Consider the following 25,833-nt stretch of genomic DNA (forward strand, 5'->3'; position numbering starts at 1 on the left):
CACCGGGATAAGTTTTATTGTACCGCTGCGCCTGCGCTTTGAGCTTGTCTTGAATGGCTTTTTCTACTTTTGCCAAACGCTTCATGCCGTAACGAACTTGTTTGAAGCGGCGGTTAGTGCTGTTTTTAGGCACGAATACCTGTAACCGCGCTTCTTTCAAGACTTTATAGATGGTGGGTCTGCTGACGCAATAGGTAGCCGCCAAATCAGAAACGCGGACATTTTCTTCTGTATAAAGCCGCCAAATTTCTTGACGCTGATAGGGCAGTAAACGGGTTCTTTTATGAATATTCATTACAGTATTTTCCTATAAATACTGTAAACAACGCTAGGAATTCTTACAGATAACATCTATTCAAACAGATTGCTACAATACACCTTATGCAGACCGTTTCATTAAATCAACTTACCGACTCGTTGTATTCTCTAAAAATATTTAGAAATAAATATATACAACATAGATTTATTTAAATAAAATTGCCGAACATCCAGATTTTGTAAAGAAAGTGTAGCTATGCAAACCAAATCAACTGAAAAAACCGCCATTGCCTTGGCTGTTGTCGCTGTTTTACTGTCCGCTTGCGGTGGTGGCGGCGGCGGTTCTGGGGTGGGTCCGGGTGTCGATGTCGATGGCGGTTTGGCACCGCCAAGCAGCACGCTGAAACCGCCTTGTATGACACCGGGTTGCTTTGGCGGCGGCGGTGATAATGGTGGTGGTGGCGATAACGGCGGCGGCACAACACCCCCTGCCAAAGATCAAACTTATACAGAAAAATCCGCCGAAGACAGAAAAAATACGCATGGCAAAGGCGCAACAGTCATTGTTGCCGATACCGGTATTGACAAAAACAACTCTGCTTTAAAAGGCGGAGATATTGACGATACCTTGGGTACTGTTCGCACATATGAGGGCGGTGAATATTTTGTACAAGAAAAAATGCAAGATACCGACAAGAGTAAACCCGCAGGACACGGCACGCAAATGACCATAGTGATTGCCAGCAATGCCCCGCAAGCGCATTTTGATGCCGTTCTCGCCGTACCCGGTAACAGCAATGTCGGTATGGTAACCATTAGTGATGCTTGGTATGCCACTTGGCATATGCGTGATGAAAAACCAACGATTATCAACAACTCATGGGGCAGTGTTGATAATGACGGTAATGCCGGTGAATATTTGGGTTATTCAGATTTTTTAAGAGATATTATTATCAACGGCAATAATAAAGACCATAAAACCGAAGATCCTTATGAAGGTGCGCTGTATGTTGCGGCTGCCGGTAATGACGGTGGTAAAAATCCTGTTGACAGCTCTTTAATCCCGCAAATTGATCCCGATTTAGAACCGGGTTTTCTGGTTGTTGCCGCTGTTGATGCCACAAATAAAATCACTGATTTTTCAAATCGTTGCGGCATTGCTAAAAATTACTGTATTGCGGCACCCGGTGTGTTTAAAATGCCCGGCGGCTATGTTGCCGGCGGTACTTCACACGCTGCCGCCTATGTCTCCGGCGTTGCTGCGCTGGTTAAATCACGCTACGACTGGATGACCAATACCAATTTGCAAGATGTTCTCATCACCACTGCCACTGATGCAGGCGCTAAAGGCGTTGATGCGGTTTACGGTTCGGGTATTGTGAATAAAGACAAAGCATTGGGCGGCTATGGTCGATTCGATGAGAAAGATACGCGGTTGAAAGTAGAAGGTGCTAAAAGTGAGTACTACTTCGACAACAACATCAGCGGCAAAGGCGGCATGCTCAAAACAGGCAGCGGTACATTGGTGCTGAACGGCAATAATACTTATACAGGCTGGAATCAAGTTTTAGCGGGTGGCTTGGTACTCAACGGTACCAACAAGGCCTTAACCATTGTCGGCATTAGCGGCATTAAAGATTTAGCAACAGATGTTGGAGAAATGGTCACAGAAGCAACTACCTTAACGGTCGGCGATAAAAAAGGCATTACCTCCGGTTCTATCCTTATGGGTGATAACGCTACACTTAATGCAGAAAGCCAATATGACTTCACGATTAACGGTAATCTAACCACCTCAGGCGAAATCAACAAAGCCATTGGTTCAAAAATTGTGGTAACTGGTACAGCCCGCTTCCTTCCTGACAAAGATTTGATTGCTTCACAATTTAACATTACCGGCGTTGCAAAAGGCTATGTAACCAAAGACGGCAAAACAGAGGTATTACTGGAGGCGGGTAAACTAATCGGCACGGTGGACATCCATACTGAACCGGTTGGCGATTTGGTTATTATTGACAACAAAGTATCCAATAATCAAATCACTGCTACCATTTCGCGTGCAAAAGCCACAGTTGCAGCCGCAAACTACAGCGCATTTGACGGCAAGAATGAAACCGCTGCCGCACTGGATAAGGTGTTTGACCGCTACGATGCCATTATTGAAAACGGCAGTGAATTAACTGCCAATCAAGCGGCGTTTGCAGACAGCATGTTGTATGCCCAAAACCTGAACAAGGCTTTGTTTGGTATCAATGATGTGCCGCTGAAAAACGCATTGGAAAATTTATCCGTTGCCGAAGCCAAGCAAAATGCACAATTTGTTGCCGATGCACAACAACATCAAGACGGCATGTGGATTAACTATCAACACAGCCAAGCGCGCTTGAAACTGGACGGCTTAAAAGGCAGATGGCTTGATAACGGCTTTACCTTGGGCGGTGCCAAAACATTGGGCAATCAGCAGACTCTTGCCGCCGCCATCACTTCCAAACAAGCAAACTGGAGTGAAGAATTAGACGGCGCGGCACAATCAGTCAATACTGACGGCATCGGTTTGGATTTGGCATATATCTATCAATTGGACAACGGCTATCGTTTATACGGACAGGCAGGCTATAACTGGCTGAAAAACAAAAATGGCCTCAATAAGGAAAATATGCATCAATATTCAGTTGGTATTGGTGCAAATAAAGATTTTTCTTTGAATGACCAATGGACTTTAACGCCGAATATTGCTTTGCAATACCTGCATGGTAAACAAAACCATTTTGCTTTAGACAACACAGGCACTGCGGTAAACGACTTCAGCACTCGCCAAACCATGTTTCTATTGGGTCTGACTGCACGCTATGCTTACAACAGCCGCTGGTCTTTCTTCGGCAGCTTGAATCTGGAACAAGACTTGAGCAACAACAGCCGCTACACTCATGTATTCGGCAGTGATGTCGGTTTCAGCAAACAAGACAGCAACATCGGCAAAACCCGTGCGGATATTGGCTTGGGCGCATCGTACAATGTTACTGATAAACTGAATATCAGCGTGTCAGGCAACCATACGCAAGGGAAACATTGGAATGACAACCGCGCGAATGTAACGGTGGGCTATCGGTTTTAAGAATGAATATTTTGAGGGGTGCACATAAAAAAACCTTGTGCGCACCTCAAATAAACCAATCCTTAGAATCCAATTTACGCCAATATCAAGCAAAGAAACAGGGCTGAATTCTGCATCATGCAGCGTTCAGCCCGCTTCGTTTCCACAATCATTTGAAACAATTACAGCTAAATAACTGTATTTTTCATTATTCAAAGCAGGTTGTAATCGTAATAAATTTTTTTAAAAATATAATGTTACATATTCGGCTATATTTATGCTTTCAGGCAGCCTGAAAGTATGCAGAAAGCAGCGGTTTATCTGAATGGCTTGCAAACAAGATACGGCAATCCGTTTTTATCAACCGCAGATTCAAACAGCAGATTGCCGCTTATTTTTTTATAATAACGGGGTTAATTGTTGCAAACGCAACACATAGCCAAACTGCTTTTTTCATCACGCAGCAATCCGAAAAATCAAGCCCTGTACGGTAGAAACCGAATTGCCGCGCTTCGCTCACAATGACTGATATTTTTAATTTCAAGCCAATGTTATGAAAAACTGTACCTATATACAAAAAATGGTTGCTTAACTGTATTTTTATGAACCATCACCCAAAATACATGTTTTAAATCAAAATAATTTGATTTAAAATAACACAGCGTAACAAAATATATCAGAAAATAATTGAACAACGTCATGCCAAAAAGGAACACAACATGCCAGTAAAGCCCAATGAACAAGTGGTGCAGCTTTATCAAGAAAGCAAACGCATTCACCCGAAAATGGCGAAAGGGAAATTTGCCAATTGGCGGATTCTGGTCATTTTGGCGACACAATTTGTGTTTTATATTGTGCCATGGATCAACTGGAATGGCAGACAAGCCATTTTGTTTGATATACCGGGGCGTCATTTTTATCTCTTTGGTTTAACTTTAGTCCCTGCTGATTTGATTTACCTCACCGGTTTGCTGCTGCTCAGTGCTTTCGGTTTATTCTGGTGGACAACCATTGCCGGACGGCTCTGGTGCGGCTATGCCTGTCCGCAAACGGTTTACACTGAAATCATGTTGTGGATTGATCATTTAGTGGAAGGTGACCGCAATAAGCGCCTGAAACTGGATAAATCACCGTGGAATGCCACCAAAATTCGCATCAAGCTCACCAAGTATCTATTGATTTTCGTGGTGTGTGCATGGACAGGCATCAGTTTTGCAGGCTGGTTCACTCCTATTCGCCAGCTTGTACCGAATTTATTCCATTTCCATGTTTCCGGTGCGGTTTTGTTTGCCATTGCTTTTTATGGTTTTGTTACATTCTTTATGGGACACATCATGCGAGAGCAAGTATGTAAATACATGTGCCCGTATGCACGTTTTCAAAGCGCAATGTTCGATGAAGACACCCTGATTATTTCCTATGATACTGAACGCGGTGAGCCGCGCGGCATTCACAAGAAAAATTTAACGGCAGAGCAATTGGCAAGTATGGGCGATTGCGTGGATTGCACATTGTGTGTACAAGTTTGCCCTGTCGGCATTGATATTCGCAATGGCTTACAATATGAATGTATCGGTTGTGCGGCTTGTATTGATGCTTGTGATGAAGTTATGGACAAAACCGGTTTTCCGCGCGGGCTGATTCGTTATACTACTGAAGCGGCACTGGAGAAAAAATACCCCGAAAGCCACATCAAAAACCGCTTATTGCGCCCGCGGGTGCTTGGCTATGGTGCGGTATTGCTGGTGGTGTTTTCAGTATTGGTAACCAGTTTAGTTACCCGAAATACTTTGCGTGTGGACATCATTAAAGACCGAGGCGTAATGGTGCGTGAAAACAAAGAAGGAATGTTGGAAAACCTGTATAATCTGCGGATTATCAGTGCCAGTGACGATACTCAAATATTGCAGCCAGCAGTGAGCGGGTTTGAAACCATCAAACTCACGGGTGTACCCGAAAACGGCATCGTAGTGCCGGCGGGGGTTACCATGACCGTTCCTGTTCAGGTAGCCACCTACCCCGAATATGCCGACAAAGGCAGCCACCCGATTGAATTTACTTTCAACTATTGGAAAAAAGGCGAAGAGACGGAAAAAGTGCGCAGTATTACTGAGAAAGCGTCGTTTATCGGAGAGTAAAAAACGTGCGTTCCCTTTCTTCAACAAAAAAAACAACGCGGCCTTGGTATAAAGAACCGTGGCCGTGGTTGTTGATGGCGGGTCCTGCCATTGTGGTGGTGGCCGGCTTTATTACCTTTTATATTGCCAATACCCGAGGTGATTCTTTGGTTACCGACGATTATTACAAAGAAGGCAAAAATATTGGCTTACAGCTTCAGCGTGATGAAGCGGCGGTATCGCGCAATATTGAAGCGCAAATTCTAATCAACCCCGACAACAACCAAGCCAAAGTGTTCATCAGCGGTAAATTCGATCCGGCAGAATCAATTAACTTGCTGTGGGTACATCCCACACGCAAAGAGTGGGATCAAAGTGTTGTTCTGAAACGTGATGAAACCATGCCGCTCTCAGGCGATAAAGCGGTTTACACGGCTGACTTTAAAACATTGCCAAACAGCAACCATTGGTATGTTCGTTTGGAAGATGCAAAAGCACAATGGCGTGTACAGGCACAATGGCTGCCAAGCCAAGGCAGCAGCTTAAATTTATCACCCATGCACCAAGCATTGATACCACAACAGCAAAGTGCTTCAGACAGTCAACCGCTGCGCTGATTGCATCAAATCACTTTCTTGGGCAATATTAAAAAAAGCGACAAAATCGTCGCTTTTTTCTGTTTGTATATCTTTGTACACCGATGAAACAGCACTGAACTGATTACGCCAAAATATGCCCAACAAATTTTGCTAAATTATCCATAATTGCACCGCCGCGCCGAAAGCCCAGACCACAAGCCTCATAGGCAAAGAATACACCTGCTTGGTAGCATCTGCCTTGAGAATCAGTGGGCAATTGTGCATAGGCTTGATAGATGTTATTAAAATGAGCATAGTCCCCGTTTTGTTCGGCAATGGTTTTACCTTGTGCGTCCAAAAGACGAACATTGCCGCCTTCTCTGCCAAAAAACGGTTTAACGGCTTGGGCTTGGCGCGGTAATGGGGTGAAGCGGGTTTCCAACAGCAAAGGGTGATGCGGATATAAATCCCACAAAATTTTCATAATGGCTTTGCTTTGAAACAGCAAAGTATAGGCAGGATTGGCGATGATGCCTGCTTGGTTGTTGCTGATGTTGGTGAGAATTTGCGCCAATTGCGGTTCATCAAGCCCAATATACTCCCACGGAATCAGCTTAAACCAATATCCGAATACTTCTTCACCCTTAAAGAAGCCATCGGTTTCGCTGAATTCGACTTCGTCCGCATAAGCGAAATCGGTATGAAAACCGGCTTCCGAGGCGGCATTGCGCAAAAAGTGTACCGTCAAATCATCTTCGGGGCTGCCTGCAATACTGCTGAACAAAATATTTTGTGCCGGAGAATTGTTATTAACAGGCAAATAATCGGCTGCGGTATTGTTTATGTGTGCCGGCAATACCAAACGTTTGGGCGACAGCAAACGTTTAAAATTTTCTTTCAGTGCCTCATACACATTGTTGAATTGTGATTCTTCATTCAATTGATTGTATTTAAGCATTGCCCATTGAATCAACGAAGTTTCTATCAAGCCTGTGGGGGTATCTGCATTAAATTCCAACAGCTTAATCGGCTTATTGTCAATGCCGCCTGCAAAATCAAAACGGCCGTATAAATGCCAGTCATCGCGATCCCAGCTGGTTTTAACAGCATCAATTAAGTTTGAGGGAATGCCCAGCTCTGCATACAAATTATGCGAAATGACATATTCGGCAGCGGCAATAAACATATCATACAGCTCATTGGCAGCGGCGTAATAAGCATCAGCTTCGCGCTGGTTGACGTGTACCAAATCGGCGGCGAAATAATCGGTGCCGTCAAAATCGGTGTGCCAATCTAAGCCCAAACTTTCCAAATAGGCATGGGTAAGCGGCTGAATGCTTTGCAAAGAAATACTCATGATGTCTCTTTCGCTTTATCCGCCAAAAGCACTGCTGCTGCCGCTGCTTTTTGAACCGCCGCCAAAAAAGCTGCCTGATTTTTTGGCAGCAGTACCGCCCACAGCACCGGGGCGGATGTTGGCATTTTTAAAATTGTTTACCGAACGGCTGTAGGCAGAAGGTGATGAATAACCTCGGCTGCGGGCTTGCTGATAATTGGGATTATTAAAAAGTTTGCTGCCAATCCAGCTGCCGATAATCGCACCGGCAGCACTGCTTAAAATCACCTCACCCAAAGATAAGCCGCCTGCCTCTTTGGCGGTGGGATTGGTGAGCGGTGAAGTATTGTTTTCAATCGATTGATTGGCTTCTGCCAGCAAGGCTTGAATTTTTTCTTCTGACAAAATTTCTTCACTGCCATCGGGTTTACGCAGCACAATGCGTGTACCGGCACTGCTGGGGTATTCTTCCAGAATATGGTATTGGCCTTTGCTGTCTTCTTCAATCACCACAAAAGCCCCCTTATTCACAGCGTCTTGTAACGTGTTGGCTTGGTTTTCGGTATTGCTTTGTGTATCACTGCCCTGTTGATTACAGGCAGCCAAACCCAAAACAGCTAAAGAGCCCAAACCGCCGATTATGGCGTAGTCTTTGATTTTACGGATATAGGTCATGATGAAAATTTTCCTATGGAATGAGTGATATATCTTTAAATACAGGCTGCCTGAAAACTTTCAGGCAGCCTGACTTTTATTGTACTTCTGAATTAGAATTCATCACACGTTTAAATAATTCAAAATACTTTGTGCGGCAGCACGCCCTTCAGCAATGGCGGTTACCACCAAATCAGAACCGCGTGTAATGTCGCCGCCGGCGAAAATTTTTGGGTTGGCAGTTTGCTGCGGATATTCGCCTTCAACGGCAATACGTCCTTTATTGTCGGTATTGACACCAATACTCTTCAGCCACGGCATCTCATGCGGGGCGAAACCGAAAGCAATAATCAGCGCATCACAAGCCAGTATTTCTTCACTGTTTGGCACTATTTCTGCCTGACGGCGACCGCGTGCATCGGCTTCACCCAAGCGGGTTTTGATTAACTTGATACCGCTGACATTGCCTTCGGCATCGGTTATTACCGCTACAGGCTGAACATTAAAGAGAAATTGAACACCTTCTTCTTTGGCATTGGTAAATTCTTTGCGAGAACCCGGCATATTGACCGCATCACGCCGATAGGCACAAATCACTTCAGCGGCATGTTGGCGTATGGCGGTGCGTACACAATCCATGGCAGTATCGCCGCCGCCCAAAACCACCACCCGTTTGTCTTGCATGGAAACATAATTGGGTGCAGATAAACCCATTAAATGTTCGGTATTGGCAATCAAAAACGGCAAAGCGGAATAAACGCCTTTGGCGTCTTCATGGTCAATGCCGGCACGCAAACCTTGATAAGTGCCAACACCCAAAAACACTGCGTCGTATTTTTCGGTTAATTCGTTTAAGCCAATGTCCTTACCTACTTCCGTACCCAAACGAAAATCCACGCCCATTTCACTGAACAGAACCCGCCGCCGTGCTAATACTTCTTTTTCCAATTTAAACGCAGGAATACCAAAAGTAAGCAAACCACCGATTTCCTGTGCTCGCTCATACACCGTTACCGCAACGCCATTGCGAATCAAAATATCAGCACAGCCCAAACCCGCCGGACCCGCACCGACCACTGCCACTTTTTTGCCGGTATTCTCCACACCGTTAACGCTGGGTTTCCAACCCATTTCAAAGGCTTTTTCAGTCAAGTATTTTTCAATAGCACCAATGGTGGTTGCACCGAATTCTGCATTGAGCGTGCAATCGCCTTCACACAAACGGTCCTGCGGGCAAACTCTGCCGCAGACTTCAGGTAAGCTGTTGGTGCTGTGAGCCAATTCCGCCGCCTCAATGATGCGCCCTTCATTCACCAAACGCAGCCAATTGGGAATATTGTTGTGTAAGGGGCATTTGTTTTGACAATACGGATTGCCGCACGCCAAACAACGATCGGCTTGAGCTTCAGCTTGGGCTTTGGTGAAAGTATTGTAAATTTCAACAAATTGACTTTGACGGGTTGCCAGCGGAATTTTGGAAGGATCAACGCGCGGCAAATCAATATATTGGTAAACGTTTTCTCGTTGGCTCATGGCGGTTCCTAGCGGTGTTTTTTTATTGTGTACAGGCAGGCTGAAAATGCGGAAAATTCTGGTAATTATAATGGAAAAACGAAGTATTGATAGCTTGCAGCATCGCCGTTTGCGGTATTTTATTAACCATACCTCAATAATACGAATTATGCCCACAATCCACGCAATAATTTTACCGTTAGCCCAAGTCAATTCATTTTATTGTCATTCCGCAGGGCAATAATTCATTGTCTAAACAGTTAATTCAAAAATGAATTATCCGTTTCTTCATCTGCCGTTCGCACAGCCATGAGGCTGCCTGAAAGATTGAGCGGTTTGCCTTTGCTGCCGCGTTTATTGTCAATGTCGCGCACACGCAGGGTTTCTCGACGCATCGCTCCGCGTTTACCTTGACTTTCCACCACAAATTCGTCGCTTCGGCAAATACACAGATGAGTCAAGCATGTTGCACCATGCAGGCTCATCAATTGTAAGCCGCGCCCTTTTGCCATGATTTTTAATTGGTTTAATGGGAAAGCCAACAGACGCGGTTCGTCTGATGCCAGCAGCAGGCGAGCCGTACTGTTTTCAGCCAGCCATTGCGTATCCACCGCCAGCGGCGGTAAGACGGTTTCGTCTGCGTTTAAAGTCATTACCACTTTACCGGCTTTCAAACGGCTGACCAAATCAGCAAGTTTAACCACAAAGCCGTAACCACCACTGCCCGCCAGCAAGTAATGCTGTTCGTCGGTATTGCTGAGCATTGCAATGATTTTTGTGCCTACTGCCAATTCAATCAGCGAGCCAATGGGTACACCATCGCCGCGCCCGCCCGGAATAACCGATGCGTCCACGGTGTAACTGCGCCCCAAAGAATCCAGCAATACCACGGGATAAACACTGCGGCTTTCAATGATTTGCAGCAATGAATCGCCCTCTTTGAAGCTCAGTTGGCTTAAATCTAAATTGTGTCCGACACGTGAACGCAGCCAGCCTTTTTGCGACAAAATCAGGGTAATCGGTTCGTCCACCGTGGTTTGGGTGAGCGCGGCACGTTCGGCGGCTTGAATAAGGGTGCGCCGTGCATCGCCAAATTGCTTGGCATCTGCTTGCATTTCTCTGATAATCAGGCGTTTTTTGGCAGATTCATCGTTTAATAAAATGAGTAATTCATCACGTTCTTCTTTGAGTTTATTCAACTCGGTTTCCAGTTTCAGCCATTCCAGCCGCGCCAGCTGCCGCAAGCGGATTTCAAGAATGTCTTCGGCTTGAATTTCAGTCAGCCCAAATGCAGCCATGAGTTCCGGTTTGGGTTCATCGGCTTCTCGGATAACTTTAATCACTTCGTCAATGTGCAAAAACGCAATCATTCTGCCCTCAAGAATGTGTATGCGTTTATCAACTTGGGTTAAGCGGTATTGCAAACGGCGAGTAACCGTGTCCACCCGAAAATTCAACCATTCGCGCAAAATTGCGCACAAGCTTTTTTGTGCAGGGCGGTTATCGCGCCCCATCATCACCAAATTCACCGATACATTGCCTTCCAATCCGGTCTGTACCATGAGTGTATTCATGAATTCATCGGGATCAATGCGGCTCGATTTTGGTTCAAACATCAAGCGAATCGGGCAAGCACTGTCAGATTCATCGCGGACACGTTCCAACAGCGATAACATCAGGGCTTTGGTGTTTTGTTGTTCTTGTGTCAGTGCTTTTTTACCGGCTTTCGGTTTGGGATTGGTTTGCTCTTCAATACTTGCCAGAATTTTGGCAGCCGACATACCCGGCGGCAATTCAGTTACAACCGCCCGCCATTGCCCGCGTGCCAATTTTTCGATTTCATACCGCGCACGAACACGAATACTGCCTCTGCCGTTTTCATAAATGGTTTGTAATTCTTCGCTTGGAGTAATGATTTGCCCGCCGCCGGCAAAATCAGGACCGGGCAGGTGCTGCATCAAATCCGATGTACTTAAATTTGGCTGTTTTAACAGAGCAATTGCAGCAGCGGTTACTTCGCGCAGGTTGTGCGGTGGAATTTCGGTCGCCAAACCCACCGCGATGCCGGACGCTCCGTTAAGCAGCACCATAGGCAAACGGGCGGGCAGAATACTGGGTTCGTTAAATGCACCGTCGTAATTGGGGGTAAAGTCCACCGTACCCATATCAATTTCAGACAGCAATAATTGCGCAATCGGCGTCAGCCGCGCTTCGGTGTATCGCATGGCCGCAGCACCATCGCCATCGCGCGAACCGAAGTTGCCAATACCGTCAATTAACGGATAACGCAGGGTAAAATCTTGTGCCATACGCACCATGGCATCGTAAGCAGATGCGTCGCCGTGCGGGTGGTATTTACCCAAAATCTCGCCCACCACCCGCGCTGATTTTACAGGCTTGGCATTTTGCACCAAGCCCATGTCGTGCATGGCGTATAAAATGCGCCGCTGCACCGGTTTTTGTCCGTCAGCCACATCAGGCAAGGCACGCCCTTTAACCACGCTCATGGCATATTCCAGATAAGCGCGTTCAGCGTAGCGGCCGAGATTCAAAGAATCATTATCGGCGATTGTTGCGGTTGTTGTTTGTTCGGTCATAAGACAAGTGATGCAAAAAAATTCAGGCAGCCCGTAAAAAGTGCCTGACTGATAGCGTGTATTTTGGGCGGGTATTGTAGCTTTAACACAATCATATAAACAAGCAGGAAGCTGAAATCGCATGATGAAGCAGGCTGCCTGAAAGCCAATATTTTTCAAACAGCCCGTTGGTGTAACCGTGTATAACGGGCGAATATGCAATCGCGGGGTATTTTCAAATAAATGAGGAATTATCGCAAATTTTGTATTAAAAGCGATTGGTGCTTAAAAAATCAAAGCGGGCTTCGTTATAAATCACAAAATCAAAATATTTATTACGAAATTTATTACAAAAATTAAAATATACACATCGTATATAGTAAAAATCTATCAAATATTATTAAAAAAATAATACCATTAGTTACTATGATATAGTAGTATCTAGTTACCTATCGTTAAGTAGGCATCTTTAAGTGCTTTATTTTAAGTACTTTAATTTTTGATATTTTAATATAGCTGTACTATTATTTTTTCAAAAAAGAAAACATAGCCTATTCAGCAGATTTCAGATAATTAGCCGTAATTTTTCTGGCTAGTCATTTTGAAAAATTTAATAGTTTAGCTATATAATCAAAATATCAAAATATCAAAATATCAAAATATCAAAATATCAAAATATCAAAATATCAAAATAAGACTTTTTAGTATTTTAGTGTTAAGGAAGGAACACATCCGTTTTCTGTATGAATTTTGTTCCATAGGTCAAATTTTTTATTTCCAGAAAGGGTATAAAAATGGCAGGTAATATTTCTACAGGTTTACAAGAAGCATTAACCACCAACGGTGCGATAATTGCCATGCTGGTGGATACAAAAAGCGGTCTTCTGCTCGGTTCAGAAGGATCGGGGATTAATGCCGAATTGGCAGCTGCAGGTAACTGCGGGATACTCCTAACCAAGTTAAAAACCATGCAAATTTTACAACTTGATGATTGTATTGAAGATATTTTGATTACCTTGGGTAAACAATATCACATCATTCGCCCTTGTGCAGATCACGCACTTTTTTATATCTGATATTGGATAAAGCAAAAGCCAATTTGTCACTGGCACGCCAAAAAATAAAAGAGGTTGAACAAATACTTGTTTTTTAAAGCAGATATTTTTCATCTAATTGACTGCAAAGAAAATGAAAGCTGAATTATCGGTTGATGATAATTCGGCTTTTTTTGTTATCTTCTGTTACCCATAATGCCAATAATTTGTTTAAGATGCACCATTGCCAAACGGAATTATTTTATGCCCTTATCATCATTGCTTGCTTTTAACAAACCTTACAATGTCATTTGCCAATTCAGCGAACATGAAAAACATGCTTCATTGAAGCAATATATTGATAAACCTGATGTTTACCCGGCAGGACGGTTGGATACAGACAGCGAAGGTTTGTTGCTGCTCACCAACAACGGGCGATTGCAAGCCAAGATTGCCCACCCCAAACACAAACTACCTAAAACTTATTGGGTGCAGTTGGAAGGTGAAGTGAATGAATCCGGTCTGGCAAATTTGGCACAAGGTGTGAATTTGGGTGATTTTATCAGCGCACCCGCCCAAGTACGGCGGCTGCCTGAAAATGAAAGTAATTTATTGTGGGCAAGAAATCCGCCGATTCGGGTGCGCAAAACAATTCCTGATTTTTGGCTGGAAATCATCATCAGCGAAGGCAAAAACCGACAGGTGCGGCGCATGTGCGCCAAAGCAGGCTGGCCATGCTTGCGCTTGGTGCGCGTGGGCATTGGGCGGGTAAATCTGTTTGATTTGGGATTGGGTTTAGGGCAATGGCAAGCCATTGATGAAGGTGATTTATGAAACAGGTGCAACACATTGCTTCTGCACAAAATGAGCGGCTGAAACAATTGGCAAAATGGCTGCGCCACAGCCGCAATCGGCGCGAGTGCGGTGTCGCGGTATTAGAAGGGATTCACTTGGCAAAAAGTTTCAGCAGCCGCCAATACGTCATGGAACAAGTTTTTATCCCCGAGCATCGGTTGCAGCAGACCGAAGTTACCGCTTGGTTGGCTGAAAGTCCAATTCGTGAACAGTACATTGTGTCTGATAACGCACTGAGTAAAATCAGCAGCTTAAGCGATGCCGATGATGTTATTTGTGTGATTAGGCTGCTTGAAAGCGGCACTTTGCCGCAAACACAGGACTGTGTGGTATTGGAAAGCGTGCAAGACCCCGGCAATGTTGGCACACTGTTGCGCAGTGCCGCGGCTGCGGGCGTGCAGCACATTGTTTTAAGCCGCGATTGTGCCGATGTGTGGTCGCCAAAAGTATTGCGTGCAGGTATGGGGGCACATGCGCTCTTAACGCTCCACACAGATACGGATTTGCAACATTGGGTGCAGCAATATCGCGCCGCACGCTACGCCACAGTATTGAATGAACATGCCGCTTCTTTGTACACCCTGTCTTTGCGCGAGCCTTGCGCATGGTTGTTTGGCAATGAAGGCAGCGGTTTGAGTACTGAATTACAACAATACACCGACAAAACGGTATTTATTCCGATGCAAATCGGTGTGGAATCGCTGAATGTTGCCATGGCGGCAACCGTGTGTTTGTTTGAACAACAACGGCAGCGGTTGGCACTTGGCTGAAATAAAATCAGGGTATTGAAAAATGTTATAGCCAAACTACTTTCTTTTTCATCACATAGCAACTCAAAACAATCAAGCCCTTATGGTAGAAGCCAGAATAAAAAGTCATACCCATGTGTAAAAAATAGTCGTGCAAAATTTATTACATGAAAAGCAAGGATAGAACCGAATGTAATTGATTGTTTTAGATATAAATATGTTAATTGGCAATAACAGTTTTTCTAAACACCCTTTGTCCGCGCCAGCAACCGCGCCAGCTCTTGCACAATAGCCGCCGCAGTATCGGTTTTACTCATCAGCGGCAGCTCTGTTTCCGCATCATCACTCAATAAAATCACTTGATTGGTACTTTGCCCCATTGCCAATGCCGTGTTATTGGCAACCAATAACGGAACATTTTTGCGAATGCGTTTTTCACGGGCAAACGCCAATACATTCTGACTTTCTGCGGCAAAGCCAACGCAAAACGGCGCATTGGGCAAAGCGGCAACAGAAGCCAGAATATCGGGGTTTTCTGTTAATTCAATAACGGGCGGGCTGCCTGAAGCAGTCTTTTTAATTTTGTGCTCTTGTGCATTTTTAACACGATAATCCGCCACAGCCGCCACAGAAATAAACACGTCTTGCCCGCTCAGTAAACGATGTACTGCATCATACATTTGCTGCGCACTGATGGCTTGTTCGCTGCGATGCAAACCAATGGGTATGGCTGACTGAATCTGCCCATATACCAAGCTGACTTCTGCACCGGCGGCGCGGCAAGCACGTGCTAAAGCAATACCCATCTGTCCGCTGGATAAATTGGTGATGCCGCGCACGGGGTCGATGGATTCAAAAGTGCCGCCAGCCGTAATCAGCACTTTTTTGTTCTGCAATGATTTTGGCGTCCACAAATCAGGCAGCAAATCCGCCAGTTCGACGGCTTCCAACATACGTCCCTGCCCGATTTCACCACATGCTTGTTCTCCTGCGGCGGGACCAAATACCGCAACACCGTCGGCGCACAATTGCCGGATATTGCGCTGATTGGCAGGATTGTTCCACATTGCCACATTCATGGCGGGCGCAACGGCCAGCGGACAGGTGCGCGCCGCCGCTTGGGTGGTAAGCAGATTATCTGCCACGCCGCCGGCTATTTTGGCGATGGTGTTGGCGGTAGCGGGCGCAATCAGCATCACATCGGCAGCACGGGTTTGGTTGATGTGTGCCATGCCATTGCCGAGCGCGTTGTCATGGGTGTCGAGTAAAACAGGGTTGCCGCTTAATGCTTGGAAAGTGGCGGGCGCGACAAACTCAGCCGCCGATCGCGTCATCACCACGCTGACTTCATGTCCTTGCTTTTTTAACAGCCGCACCAACTCGCCGCTTTTATACGCGGCAATGCCGCCGCTGATACCCAATAAAATGTGTTTACGCATGATTTCGGCTGCCTGAAGATTTTATTTTTGGCATTTTAGATAATCCACACCGCAAGACATAATGCCAATCATGTCGGCGGTTTATTCCGGTACAATTACAATCGCTAAAGCAGTAATTCATCAGTCAAGCAGCGGTTCGATCCGTCCACAAAGGCGTCGGTATTTTCGGATTTTTTTCAGCAAACGGTCCTGCTCCCTGAATTTTGGTTTGTTCATTCTCTATCCATGTTTCGCACAGCTTGGTTAATTCTTCCGGTGTTGCCGCCGCTTGATAATTAATCGTCTCACCAATCACCACAGTGATTTCACCCGGGTATTTAAAAAATGAATTTTTCGGCCAAAATTCACCGCTGTTTAACGCCACCGGCACCAAATTCATTTTCAGAAGCTGTGCCATGCGCGCCGCACCGTGTTTATAGCGGCCGCGAAACCCGGGTTTGATGCGCGTGCCTTCAGGAAAAATACTGATCCACAAACCTTGTGTCTTGCGTTTATTGCCTTGCGCCATAATTTGCTGACTTGCCGATTTGGGATTGCCGCGGTCAATGCCAATTGTGCCGGCAAGTTTCAAACCCCAGCCGAAAAACGGAATCCAAAACAATTCTTTTTTCGCCACAAATACCTGTAAAGGAAAGAATTTTTGTATTGCCAGCGTTTCCCAGCCCGATTGATGCTTACAGCAAATAATTGATGGTTCAGCCGGAATGTGCTCCCGTCCAATCACACGATATTTCAGCCCAATAATATATTCCAGCATCCACAACAGCGACACTGCCCAAAAAGTGGTGGTGTAATTCACACCGCGCGGAATCAGCATAGACAACACCACAATCGGCATCCACACAACGGTAAATACCGACAGAAACAACCAATAAAGCAAATTGCGTATCAATAACATCTTAAGCGTCCTTCGCGTTTTTCATTTGCACATCTTCCTGCATACGGTATTTGGCAAAATCCAATAAATTATCAAAAACTTGTGTATTTTCAGGCAGCTTTTGAGTACTGAGCGTTTCTTTGCCGCTGCCGCTTAATACCAGCACCGGATTACCGCCCACCGCATCAATCGCCTGTAAATCACGCAACCGATCGCCCACCAGCCAAGTATTTTTTGCTTCAGCATTCAAACGATCCAAAATATCAATAATCATGCCCGCACGCGGTTTTCGGCAATCACAATGATCTTCGGCGCGATGCGGACAAAACCAAATACCGCTTAAATAACCGCCCGCTTTTTGAATGGACTGGTTCATTTTGCCATGTACTTCATTGAGCTGCCGCATGGTCATCAAGCCGCGGCCAATACCGGATTGATTGGTTGCCACCACCACCGTATAACCGGATTGAGTGAGAAACGCAACCGCGTCCATACTGCCCGACAAGGCTTCCCAATCGTCGGCATTGCTTATCGGATCGCTCACCTTGGCGTTTAACACACCATCGCGATCCAAAATAATCAATTTTTTAGTCGCCAATGCCATGATTTATTCCTTTTTTCCCGCCACCATGCTGCTGCGCCATTGCATCAATGCCCCATCAAATACACCGTCCAGCAAGGCTTGATTTTCAGGTGTGTCGGCAACGTGATAAAAACTGGGCAATGCCGGAGTATTTAAGGTATTGACATAATCTTCCATAAACCGCCCATATCCTTCATCGTCATCATCGTAATAAAACAAAACAAACAGCCGACCCTCCTTATTAAAATCAGTATCTTCCAAACCACCCGCCATATGGGTTAATACAAAACGCGCACCACTTTCGCCACGCATAAGCGCATCCATATCTGCCGCTTCAGCATCAAACCAAGCGTCATTCACCAGTGCACGGCGCACCGCCCACGACCAGTAATAACCCATATGTGTGGCGGCATGTTCTGCAGACAAATCCGACGGAAAATCTTCTTCCGTATGAAACGCAATGTGATCCAAAACCATATATTTTCCACTTCTTTCAGGCAGCCTGATAACAATATTTTGATTATATCGGCAAAATGCCCGCTATTACACAACTTGGTACAGCAAGCCGGCGGTTTACCGCTCAATACACCCATAAATGGATTATCGCCGCTGACTGTTTTTAGTGTCTTCACCAAACAACCATAGCTCTATCCTGCATAGCTCTATCCTGACTGAACGTGCCGCCCGCTTGTTTTGGCTGTTGCCGGCAGGAGAATAGGACAAATATTAAAACAATTGAAGTTATCCTGAAAAAACGCTGAAACACCCCAAAAGCAGATGAAGAAGAAAGAAACCAATTTACTCAAAAATTGCAAGAATATCAGGCAGAAAATCACTTCATTGTTTATTTAGATGAGAGTAGTTTTCTGCAAGATAACGCTCGGACACGCGGATATTTAGCAAAAGAAACGCATTGTTATGGTGTTTTTGATTGGCACAAAAAAGTCCGAACCAATGCCATAGATGCATTACTGAATAATCAACTACTTGCTGTGGCTTTGGTTGATAATACGATTAACAGTGATGTTTTTTATGCGTACATCGAGCAAGTTTTGCTGCCTGAATTACCGGAAAAACGGTTTTGGTCATGGATAATGCATCCTTTCATTTAAATGAACATGATCATCATATACTTTGGTTGCCTGCATACAAATCCTGACTTAAATCCCATAAAACATGAATGGCGTTTCAACAATAGTGATCAAAAATATAAATTATCCTATTTAAAACAATTAGGGTCTGTGGATATTTACCCATATAATGTATAATAAACAAATGGATAGATTAAAACTGACCGATACCCAATGGGAAAAAATAAAGAAGTCGCTCGCCTGGAACACAGCACCCTGCGCTACATTGAAAACGTGCGGCACTTTCGGCAGGGATTGCGGGGCTTACTCAACTGAATTGGAGATAAAACCCGATGGAACTCTTACTCTGGCGGCACGCCGAAGCGCTGGATGGCACGCCCGACCATGAACGCCAACTGACGACACGCGGGCAAAAACAGGCACGAAAAATCGCGCTTTGGCTGGAAGCCAACGCCCCGAAAAATCTGCGGCTGTTGGTCAGCCCCACCCTTCGTACTCAGCAGACTGCCACAAGATTTCGATACCAGATGGAAATTTGTGAGGCGCTAGCAACCAACGCATCGCCTGCCGAAATTCTCTCCATACTTGATTGGCAGCATGCAAAAACACCGCTTCTCGTCGTCGGACATCAACCCATGCTGAGCGAAATCGCCGACCACCTGTTGCAAGACATACCTCATCCCCAGACGTTCAACAAAGGTGCGCTCTGGTGGTTGCATGGAGAAGCGGGACAAAAAACCAGATTACGGCAGGTCGTGGAAGCCAAAGGACTTTCCGGCATCATCGCGCACATGCGACCGGAAGATGAAAAACAGTTTTGTCGCGCCCACCGTTTTAAGGACGCAGGGAAATACCGTAAAGCCTTCAAAATCTTCCGAAAACTCGCCAAACGCAACACTTATGCGATGGTCAGTCTTGCCAACCTGTATTCCGGCGGATTCGGCATTGAATACAGCTTTGAAAAAATCGTGAAGTGGGAGAAAAAAGCCGCTGAACAAGGTGATGATTGCGGGATGATCAACCTTGGCACCACCTACCGCCGCACAGGAGATGTCAGAACCGCGAAAGCATGGTATGAAAAGGCGTTGCAAGCCGGAGACGGCAGCGCCGCTCTCGAAATCGCCAAAATGTACCTCATCAGCGACCTGGAAACCGAACGTGTGAAAAACTATCTCCATCAGGCGCTGGAAGTCGGCCAGCTTTGCGAGGCGGACGAAGAGGAAATACAGGCATTGCTGGAAGAACTGAGAGAAAAGCCAGTGTAGAAGAATGCCTGACAAATAAAAAAATCGGCGCAAGACCAGGTTTTTTTAGTGGAACAGCCTCAGTAATCAGGCGGGATTGCTCAAATTGGAGAGCACGGCATTGGGACGCAATTGGGTCAGCACTTTTTGCAGACCGCGCTTGACCCTGGTGTTGAGAGTCAGCGATGCGCGCAGATTCGCAACCAGGCCGTAGGTGGCTTCTTACTGTTTGAACAAAACCACTACCACTTAATAGTCTGCGGGTTTGTTGAGTTTGAACAGCGTGGTTTCCGCATCGTTCAAACTCAGTTCAATAGCCAAACTATTTTCTTTTTCATCACACAGCAATCCAAAACAATCATGCCTTATTCAATAGAAACCGGAATGATAAAGTCTATCCATATGAAAAAAATAGTAGTTTAGCTATAGTTAGCCGGTACAGTTTCTTGTTTTTTGCTTTCAGGCAACCTGAATATTATCGTTCAGACAAAAACAAAATTCCCGCACTCAATCATTATCTGCCAACAAACCTTGCTGCTTTAACAATTGAATATTTTCCGACAGATGAGGCTTGCTGTAAAACCGTGCAAACTTTTCTCGGAACGGCAATTTTTCACGTGCTTCACCAAATTCAGTCATGGTTTGTTCGTATGCTGCCAAATTGGCTGCCAATTGTGCATCGCTGCCGTAGCGATTCTCAAACAAAACAGCATTTTCAGGCAGCCTTGGTTTCACGCGCATGTCAATATCGGGTTTTCCGATACACAAACCAAGCAGCGGAAAGGTGTATTTCGGCAGCGACAGCCAATCAATCAACTGTGCCGCAATCTGGCGTACGCCGCCGACAACGCACGTGCCGTAGTCCAAACTCTCCGCTGCAATCACTGCGTTTTGTGCTGCCAAAGCCGTATCCACACTCACAATCATCAAGGTTTCCGGTGCGCTGCCTTTAAAATCACTGCCGCAGGCTTCACTACATAATAAAGAACGGTGTGCATCAGCAATAAAAATCCAAAACTCACTGCAATCACCTACTTGGGGATTGTGCGGCTGTGCAGCTGCAATTTTTTGGCGTAAAGCGGTATCGGTGATGCGGACAATGCTGTAATGCTGTCCGTTCATCCAAGAAGGTGCTTGGTGGGCTGCCTGAAAAATGGCGTCAATATGCGCTTGCGGCATCACTTCGCTTTTCTTAAAATGTCGGTAAGAGCGATGTTGGGTAATATGATTGATAATGGTATTCATGATTTCTCTTAATCCTCATAGACAAAATGAGCGCGTTTTACATTGCACAACAATTCGTAGGCAATGGTTTGAGCGGCAGCCGCCACTTCATTGATATGCACGGAATCACCCCACAGCTCCACCGCGTTGCCCACGTGCTGATAATCCGCCAATTCTGTGGTCATCATGTCCATGGATACGCGACCGATGACGCGGCTTCGTGTGCCGTCAATGGATAAAGGCGTACCAATCGGAGCATGGCGCGGGTAGCCATCGGCATAACCGCAGGCGATTAAGCCAACACGAGTGGCGTGCTGAGTAATAAACGTTGCACCGTAGCCGACAGGTTCATTGGCTTGCAACACGCGTTCGGCAAAAACACGGCTCTCTAAACGCATCACGGCTTTTAAGCGTGAATCAACACCGCCCAAAGGCGATGCTCCGTATAAAGCAATACCCGCCCGCACCCAACCGCGCCGTGTTTCAGGATATGCCAACAGCGCAGCGGAATTTGCCAAACTCACTTCACCCGGCAAAACATCTGCTGCTTCGTTGAATGTGCGGATTTGGGTATTTGTCATGCGGTTTTCGGGTTCATCGGCGCAGGCAAAGTGGCTCATTTTGACAATATCCGCCACTTTTTCGCTTTGTGCCAAAGCATAATAAGCGGGTGCGTAGTCTTGCGGAAAAAAACCGGCTCGGTGCATGCCAGAGTCCATTTTCAGCCACACAGACACCGGCGTTTGCCAATTGTGCGCCAGTAAAGTTTCCAGCTGCCATTGTGTTTGTACCACCGGCCACAAACGATGCTGATCAATCACCGCGTATTCCTCGGCATCAAACACGCCCTCCAATAATACAATCGGCAATTCAATTCCCGCTTGACGCAGTTGAACCGCTTCCTCCAGACAAGCCACAGCATAGCCGTCTGCCAAATCCCGCAAAGCCAAAGCGCACTGTACTGCACCATGCCCATAGGCATTGGCTTTCACGACTGCCAACATTTTTCCGCCGTGAATCGCTTTTAATACACGGAAATTATGACGCAAATGATTTAAACGAATGTGTGCAATGAGCGGGCGCATGATGATCTGATCCCTTGTAATAATTGTCGGTAAAAATCAATGCGCATCGTAAACCAAACTTAAGCCGCCGCCAAATCATTTGTGTTTGACGGTTATAATGTCATGATTTTAGGCTGCCTGAAAAACCAATGAACACTCTGTTTACACGTATCCTTCAGCACCTGCGCCGCTTTGTTTGGGCCGGCGTGTTGCTATTGCTGTTTATTCTGTTAAAAGCAGCGGCAACGCATTATTGGCGGCAACAACACCCGCTGCCTGAAACCGCAGCATCGGTTGCCGAGCAAAACAACGACAAATGTGATGTGCGGCAGGGCTGTGTTTTGGCAAACGGCATGATGATTCAATTTACGCCGCCGCTGAAAAGCACGCTGCCGTTTGATCTGCGCATCAGTCAAGTACCGCCGCAAACCCAAACCGTGAATATCAGTTTCAGAATGACCGATATGGACATGGGTTTCAACCGCTATGCCTTGCATTCAATCGGGCAAGATACATGGCAAGCACAACAAATCCGCTTGCCACTGTGTGTTGAAAACCGAACAGACTTCTGGGCTGACATCAGCATTGGACAGCAATTATTTTCCGTTCCTTTTTCAATATCGCCGTGAAGCAAATAACTTCACATTGCAGTCATGCCTCAATACGCATACAATCAATTCATTTACACCACATTCATTTTAAGGAATACAGCCATGCTTAATAAAGGCAAAGATATGTTTGATGAAGTTTCTGCCAAAATCCGCGAAACCATTGAAAACAGCCCCATGAAAGACATGGAAAAAAACGTCAAATCCATGTTGGGTTCGGCATTTAACCGCATGGATTTAATCACCCGCGAAGAATTTGACACACACCGCGATATGCTGCTTAAAAGCCGTGAAACCATTACTGCTTTAGAAAGCCGTCTTGTTGCACTGGAAGCCAAGCTTGGCATAACAGCAGCAACAGAAAAAATGGCAGAAGCTGCAACAGACACAGCAAAAACCGAAACCGCAGATACCGATGCGGCAAATACTGCTGAAACCAATCCGCCTGCCGCCGAATAACGGAATAAACGGAAAACACAAATGACGTTGGCAGTGGTTTACAGCCGTGCGCTCATTGGCGTAAACGCGCCCTTGGTGGAGGTTGAGGCACATCTTGCCAACGGCTTACCTGCGTTTAATATCGTGGGCTTGCCCGATACCGAAGTTAAGGAAAGCCGTGATCGAGTCCGCGCCGCCATTATTCAATCCGGCTTTGACTTTCCTGCAAAAAAAATCACGGTTAATCTTGCACCCGCCGATTTACCCAAAGAATCGGGGCGTTTCGATTTACCGATTGCCGTTGGTATTTTAGCGGCTTCAGGGCAAATTCAAACACAAAGGCTGCCTGAATATGAATTAGCAGGTGAATTGGCATTGTCCGGGCAGATTCGCCCGATTCGCGGTGCAGTTGCCATGACTTGGGCTTGTGCCCGAAGTCAGCGGTGTTTTATTTTGCCGGTAGAAAACGCACAGCAAGCCGCAGCTTTACACGGCACACAGGTTTATGGTGCAGACAGCCTGTTAGCGGTTGCCGCTCATCTAAATAATTTGCAAGCATTGCCACTTACCCGCAACGACAGGCTGCCTGAAACCCATGCCGAAGCCCTGCCTGATTTGGCTGATGTGCAAGGACAACACAGTGCGCGGCTGGCGTTGGAAATTGCCGCTGCCGGTGCGCACAGCCTTTTGATGATTGGTCCGCCCGGTACCGGTAAATCTATGTTAGCACAGCGATTGCCCGGTATTTTGCCGCTTTTGAATGACGATGAGCTTATCAGCGTCTGGTCTTTGCATTCTTTGCGTGAAACACATCAGCAAACATTCAGCCGCTGCCGACCGTTTCGCGCTCCGCACCACAGTGCGTCTGCCGTTGCATTGGTTGGCGGCGGCTCAGATCCGCGCCCAGGTGAAATTTCCTTGGCACATCACGGCGTTTTGTTTTTGGACGAGTTGCCTGAATTCGATCGAAAAGTCTTGGAAGTTTTGCGCGAGCCGCTGGAAAATGGCGAGATACATATTTCCCGTGCCGCCCGTCAAGTGGTTTTTCCCGCACGGTTTCAGCTGATTGCCGCCATGAATCCCTGCCCTTGCGGCTATTTTGGTCATGCCGCCCGTGCTTGCCGCTGCACCCCTGACGCCGTAGCGCGTTACCGCTCACGTATTTCCGGTCCTTTGCTTGACCGCATTGATTTATCAATTGAAGTGCCGAGTCTGCCCACCGAAGCACTCATCCAAAACCGTGCGGCAGAATCCAGTGCATCGGTGCGTGAACGTGTGTTGGCGGCGCGGCGGCAACAGTTAACACGACAAGGCAAGCCAAACGCGCAATTGAGCAATACCGAATTGCAGCATATCGCCTGCATTCAACCCGATGCACAAGAATTGCTTGCCGGCTCACTGGAAAAACTGGCTCTTTCCGCCCGAAGCTATCATCGTTTGCTGCGTGTGGCGCGAACATTGGCGGATTTAGATAAAGAAACCGACGTCAATAAAACCCACATACTGCGGGCAATTGGCTTTCGCAGACCTTTCTGAAACCAAAAATAAGCAAAACATTTCCAATCTTGTAAGATTTTACTGCCTCTGATTGGGTGCGGGTGCTTGATATTTACCTGCGTGTTTACGTTGATACAGCCACACTACTTCCTTTTTCATCATGTATCATCAAGCCCTGTACGACAAAAATCGAAATGAAAAGCCGCATCCATGTGCAGAAAAAGTAGTTTGGCTATATTTCATCTTTATCATTAGACGAGCAACAGTTTTTGGCGCACTTACCGTATATCCACAGACAAAATGAAAGAAATGATTGTAAGCATAGCCGAATGCCTGGAAAAAATACCGGTAGAGGATAACGAATTATTCAAATTGGCAGGCAGCCAATTTGAATAACGGCAAAATGAGGGCGTTCAAAATTCTGTGTCAGTGTTAAATCCTACAGTTTGATTATATCATCGAGTCTTCCTTCGAAATAAATGGAAAGTTGGCTGACCGCCTGCCCCCAATTCTGTATGGGCATCGTCCATTTTTCTGATGCCTTATTGATGCCGACATACAAAAGCTTCAGCAGACTGTCCTCATTGGGAAACGCACCTTTGGTTTTGGTCAGCTTGCGGAATTGACGGTGTACCGCTTCCACCGCATTGGTGGTGTAAATCGGTTTGCGTATCGCTTCAGGATAACGGAAATACGCCGACAAAAGCGGCCATTTGTTGCGCCAAGAAGCAATCACTCTCGGATATTTTTCACCCCATTTAGCTTCCAGTGCATCCAGTGCAGATTCTGCCGCAGCACGATTTACGGCACGATAAACCGGTTTCAAATCAGCACGGAACGCTTTTTGGTCTTTGCTGCTGACATAACGCAGACTGTTGCGGATTTGATGAATGACACACAGCTGAACCTCGGTTTTCGGAAAGACCGTATTGATGGCTTCGTCAAAGCCTGTCAATCCATCCACACAGGCGATCAAAATATCGCGGATGCCTCTGTTATGCAGAT

The 25,833-nt window shown here is 46.1% G+C and carries 23 protein-coding genes and 1 pseudogene; 12 read left to right on the top strand and 12 right to left on the bottom strand.

Annotated features, from left to right (window positions below):
- Window positions 1-295, bottom strand: a pseudogene (locus tag Q384_RS06735) (IS481 family transposase); the annotation flags it as partial.
- A gap of 219 nt (window positions 296-514) precedes the next feature.
- On the opposite strand from Q384_RS06735, the gene Q384_RS06740 reads away from it, so the two are divergent.
- From Q384_RS06740 to Q384_RS06750, 3 genes are all read left to right on the top strand, one after another.
- Window positions 515-3,373: a S8 family serine peptidase gene (locus Q384_RS06740; RefSeq protein WP_037586754.1), complete on the top strand. Its 2,859-nt coding sequence runs from the start codon at window positions 515-517 to the stop codon at window positions 3,371-3,373.
- Between the two features lie 698 nt (window positions 3,374-4,071).
- Window positions 4,072-5,490, top strand: a complete 1,419-nt coding sequence (gene ccoG, locus Q384_RS06745) for a cytochrome c oxidase accessory protein CcoG (RefSeq protein ID WP_037586755.1) — start codon at window positions 4,072-4,074, stop codon at window positions 5,488-5,490.
- 5 nt (window positions 5,491-5,495) lie between these two features.
- A complete protein-coding gene (locus Q384_RS06750) occupies window positions 5,496-6,086 on the top strand; it encodes a FixH family protein (protein ID WP_037586757.1) in 591 nt (196 codons plus the stop codon).
- 103 nt (window positions 6,087-6,189) lie between these two features.
- Here Q384_RS06750 and Q384_RS06755 read toward each other — a convergent pair whose 3' ends face one another.
- From Q384_RS06755 to parC, 4 genes are all read right to left on the bottom strand, one after another.
- Window positions 6,190-7,404, bottom strand: coding sequence for a glutathionylspermidine synthase family protein (locus tag Q384_RS06755; protein ID WP_037586758.1), 1,215 nt, complete (start codon window positions 7,402-7,404; stop codon window positions 6,190-6,192).
- Between the two features lie 15 nt (window positions 7,405-7,419).
- Window positions 7,420-8,058 (bottom strand): UPF0323 family lipoprotein, encoded by a 639-nt coding sequence (locus Q384_RS06760; RefSeq protein WP_037586760.1) that lies wholly within the window; start codon window positions 8,056-8,058, stop codon window positions 7,420-7,422.
- A 102-nt stretch (window positions 8,059-8,160) separates the two neighbouring features.
- Window positions 8,161-9,570, bottom strand: a complete 1,410-nt coding sequence (locus tag Q384_RS06765) for an FAD-dependent oxidoreductase (RefSeq protein ID WP_037586763.1) — start codon at window positions 9,568-9,570, stop codon at window positions 8,161-8,163.
- A 239-nt stretch (window positions 9,571-9,809) separates the two neighbouring features.
- Window positions 9,810-12,146 carry a DNA topoisomerase IV subunit A gene (gene parC / locus Q384_RS06770; RefSeq protein ID WP_037586778.1) on the bottom strand — a complete coding sequence of 779 codons (2,337 nt, stop codon included), beginning with the start codon at window positions 12,144-12,146 and terminating at the stop codon, window positions 9,810-9,812.
- 773 nt (window positions 12,147-12,919) lie between these two features.
- On the opposite strand from parC, the gene Q384_RS06775 reads away from it, so the two are divergent.
- The 3 genes from Q384_RS06775 to Q384_RS06785 all read left to right on the top strand — a co-directional run bounded on the left by Q384_RS06775 (window position 12,920) and on the right by Q384_RS06785 (window position 14,784).
- Window positions 12,920-13,201, top strand: a complete 282-nt coding sequence (locus Q384_RS06775) for a hypothetical protein (protein WP_156956489.1) — start codon at window positions 12,920-12,922, stop codon at window positions 13,199-13,201.
- A 222-nt stretch (window positions 13,202-13,423) separates the two neighbouring features.
- Window positions 13,424-13,993, top strand: a complete 570-nt coding sequence (locus Q384_RS06780; RefSeq protein WP_037586765.1) for a pseudouridine synthase — start codon at window positions 13,424-13,426, stop codon at window positions 13,991-13,993.
- The gene (locus tag Q384_RS06785) at window positions 13,990-14,784 is read left to right on the top strand and encodes a TrmH family RNA methyltransferase (RefSeq protein ID WP_037586766.1); all 795 of its coding nucleotides are present in this window, start codon (window positions 13,990-13,992) and stop codon (window positions 14,782-14,784) included. The genes Q384_RS06780 and Q384_RS06785 overlap by 4 nt, the downstream gene beginning before the upstream one ends.
- Window positions 14,785-15,005: 221 nt before the next feature.
- On the opposite strand, the gene coaBC is transcribed toward Q384_RS06785, so the two are convergent.
- From coaBC to Q384_RS06805, 4 genes are all read right to left on the bottom strand, one after another.
- The gene (gene coaBC, locus Q384_RS06790) at window positions 15,006-16,202 is read right to left on the bottom strand and encodes a bifunctional phosphopantothenoylcysteine decarboxylase/phosphopantothenate--cysteine ligase CoaBC (protein ID WP_037586767.1); all 1,197 of its coding nucleotides are present in this window, start codon (window positions 16,200-16,202) and stop codon (window positions 15,006-15,008) included.
- A 124-nt stretch (window positions 16,203-16,326) separates the two neighbouring features.
- The gene (locus Q384_RS06795) at window positions 16,327-17,100 is read right to left on the bottom strand and encodes a lysophospholipid acyltransferase family protein (protein WP_051940600.1); all 774 of its coding nucleotides are present in this window, start codon (window positions 17,098-17,100) and stop codon (window positions 16,327-16,329) included.
- A 1-nt stretch (window position 17,101) separates the two neighbouring features.
- Complete coding sequence (gmhB, locus tag Q384_RS06800; RefSeq protein ID WP_037586768.1) at window positions 17,102-17,683, bottom strand: D-glycero-beta-D-manno-heptose 1,7-bisphosphate 7-phosphatase; 582 nt, start codon at window positions 17,681-17,683, stop codon at window positions 17,102-17,104.
- 3 nt (window positions 17,684-17,686) lie between these two features.
- On the bottom strand, window positions 17,687-18,139 hold the full coding sequence (locus Q384_RS06805) for a DUF7832 domain-containing protein (RefSeq protein ID WP_037586769.1): 453 nt from the start codon (window positions 18,137-18,139) through the stop codon (window positions 17,687-17,689).
- 332 nt (window positions 18,140-18,471) lie between these two features.
- On the opposite strand from Q384_RS06805, the gene Q384_RS06810 reads away from it, so the two are divergent.
- The 3 genes from Q384_RS06810 (at window position 18,472) to Q384_RS06820 (ending at window position 20,420) form a co-directional block, all read left to right on the top strand.
- Window positions 18,472-18,774 (top strand): transposase, encoded by a 303-nt coding sequence (locus Q384_RS06810; protein ID WP_051940604.1) that lies wholly within the window; start codon window positions 18,472-18,474, stop codon window positions 18,772-18,774.
- A gap of 311 nt (window positions 18,775-19,085) precedes the next feature.
- Window positions 19,086-20,018, top strand: a complete 933-nt coding sequence (locus Q384_RS12925; RefSeq protein ID WP_084224421.1) for a histidine phosphatase family protein — start codon at window positions 19,086-19,088, stop codon at window positions 20,016-20,018.
- A 111-nt stretch (window positions 20,019-20,129) separates the two neighbouring features.
- Window positions 20,130-20,420 (top strand): hypothetical protein, encoded by a 291-nt coding sequence (locus Q384_RS06820; protein ID WP_037586771.1) that lies wholly within the window; start codon window positions 20,130-20,132, stop codon window positions 20,418-20,420.
- An 84-nt stretch (window positions 20,421-20,504) separates the two neighbouring features.
- Here the strand turns inward: Q384_RS06820 and Q384_RS06825 are convergent, their stop codons facing one another.
- Together Q384_RS06825 and alr are read right to left on the bottom strand one after the other, a co-directional pair.
- Entirely contained in the window at window positions 20,505-21,242 is a 738-nt protein-coding gene (locus Q384_RS06825) for a nitroreductase family protein (protein WP_037586772.1), read from the bottom strand.
- Between the two features lie 8 nt (window positions 21,243-21,250).
- Window positions 21,251-22,306, bottom strand: coding sequence for an alanine racemase (alr, locus tag Q384_RS06830; protein WP_037586773.1), 1,056 nt, complete (start codon window positions 22,304-22,306; stop codon window positions 21,251-21,253).
- Between the two features lie 128 nt (window positions 22,307-22,434).
- Here alr and Q384_RS06835 point away from each other — a divergent pair, with 128 nt between their 5' ends.
- The 3 genes from Q384_RS06835 (at window position 22,435) to Q384_RS06845 (ending at window position 24,867) form a co-directional block, all read left to right on the top strand.
- Window positions 22,435-22,914: a hypothetical protein gene (locus Q384_RS06835; protein ID WP_051940610.1), complete on the top strand. Its 480-nt coding sequence runs from the start codon at window positions 22,435-22,437 to the stop codon at window positions 22,912-22,914.
- An 84-nt stretch (window positions 22,915-22,998) separates the two neighbouring features.
- Window positions 22,999-23,352 carry an accessory factor UbiK family protein gene (locus Q384_RS06840; RefSeq protein WP_051940616.1) on the top strand — a complete coding sequence of 118 codons (354 nt, stop codon included), beginning with the start codon at window positions 22,999-23,001 and terminating at the stop codon, window positions 23,350-23,352.
- 21 nt (window positions 23,353-23,373) lie between these two features.
- Complete coding sequence (locus Q384_RS06845; RefSeq protein WP_037586775.1) at window positions 23,374-24,867, top strand: YifB family Mg chelatase-like AAA ATPase; 1,494 nt, start codon at window positions 23,374-23,376, stop codon at window positions 24,865-24,867.
- Between the two features lie 400 nt (window positions 24,868-25,267).
- Here Q384_RS06845 and Q384_RS06850 read toward each other — a convergent pair.
- Window positions 25,268-25,833 (bottom strand): IS256 family transposase (locus Q384_RS06850; protein WP_037586776.1); only part of this gene is annotated, 566 nt, incomplete at its 5' end.

Source organism: Stenoxybacter acetivorans DSM 19021 (assembly GCF_000745895.1).
In the GTDB taxonomy this organism is placed as follows: Bacteria; Pseudomonadota; Gammaproteobacteria; order Burkholderiales; family Neisseriaceae; genus Stenoxybacter; species Stenoxybacter acetivorans.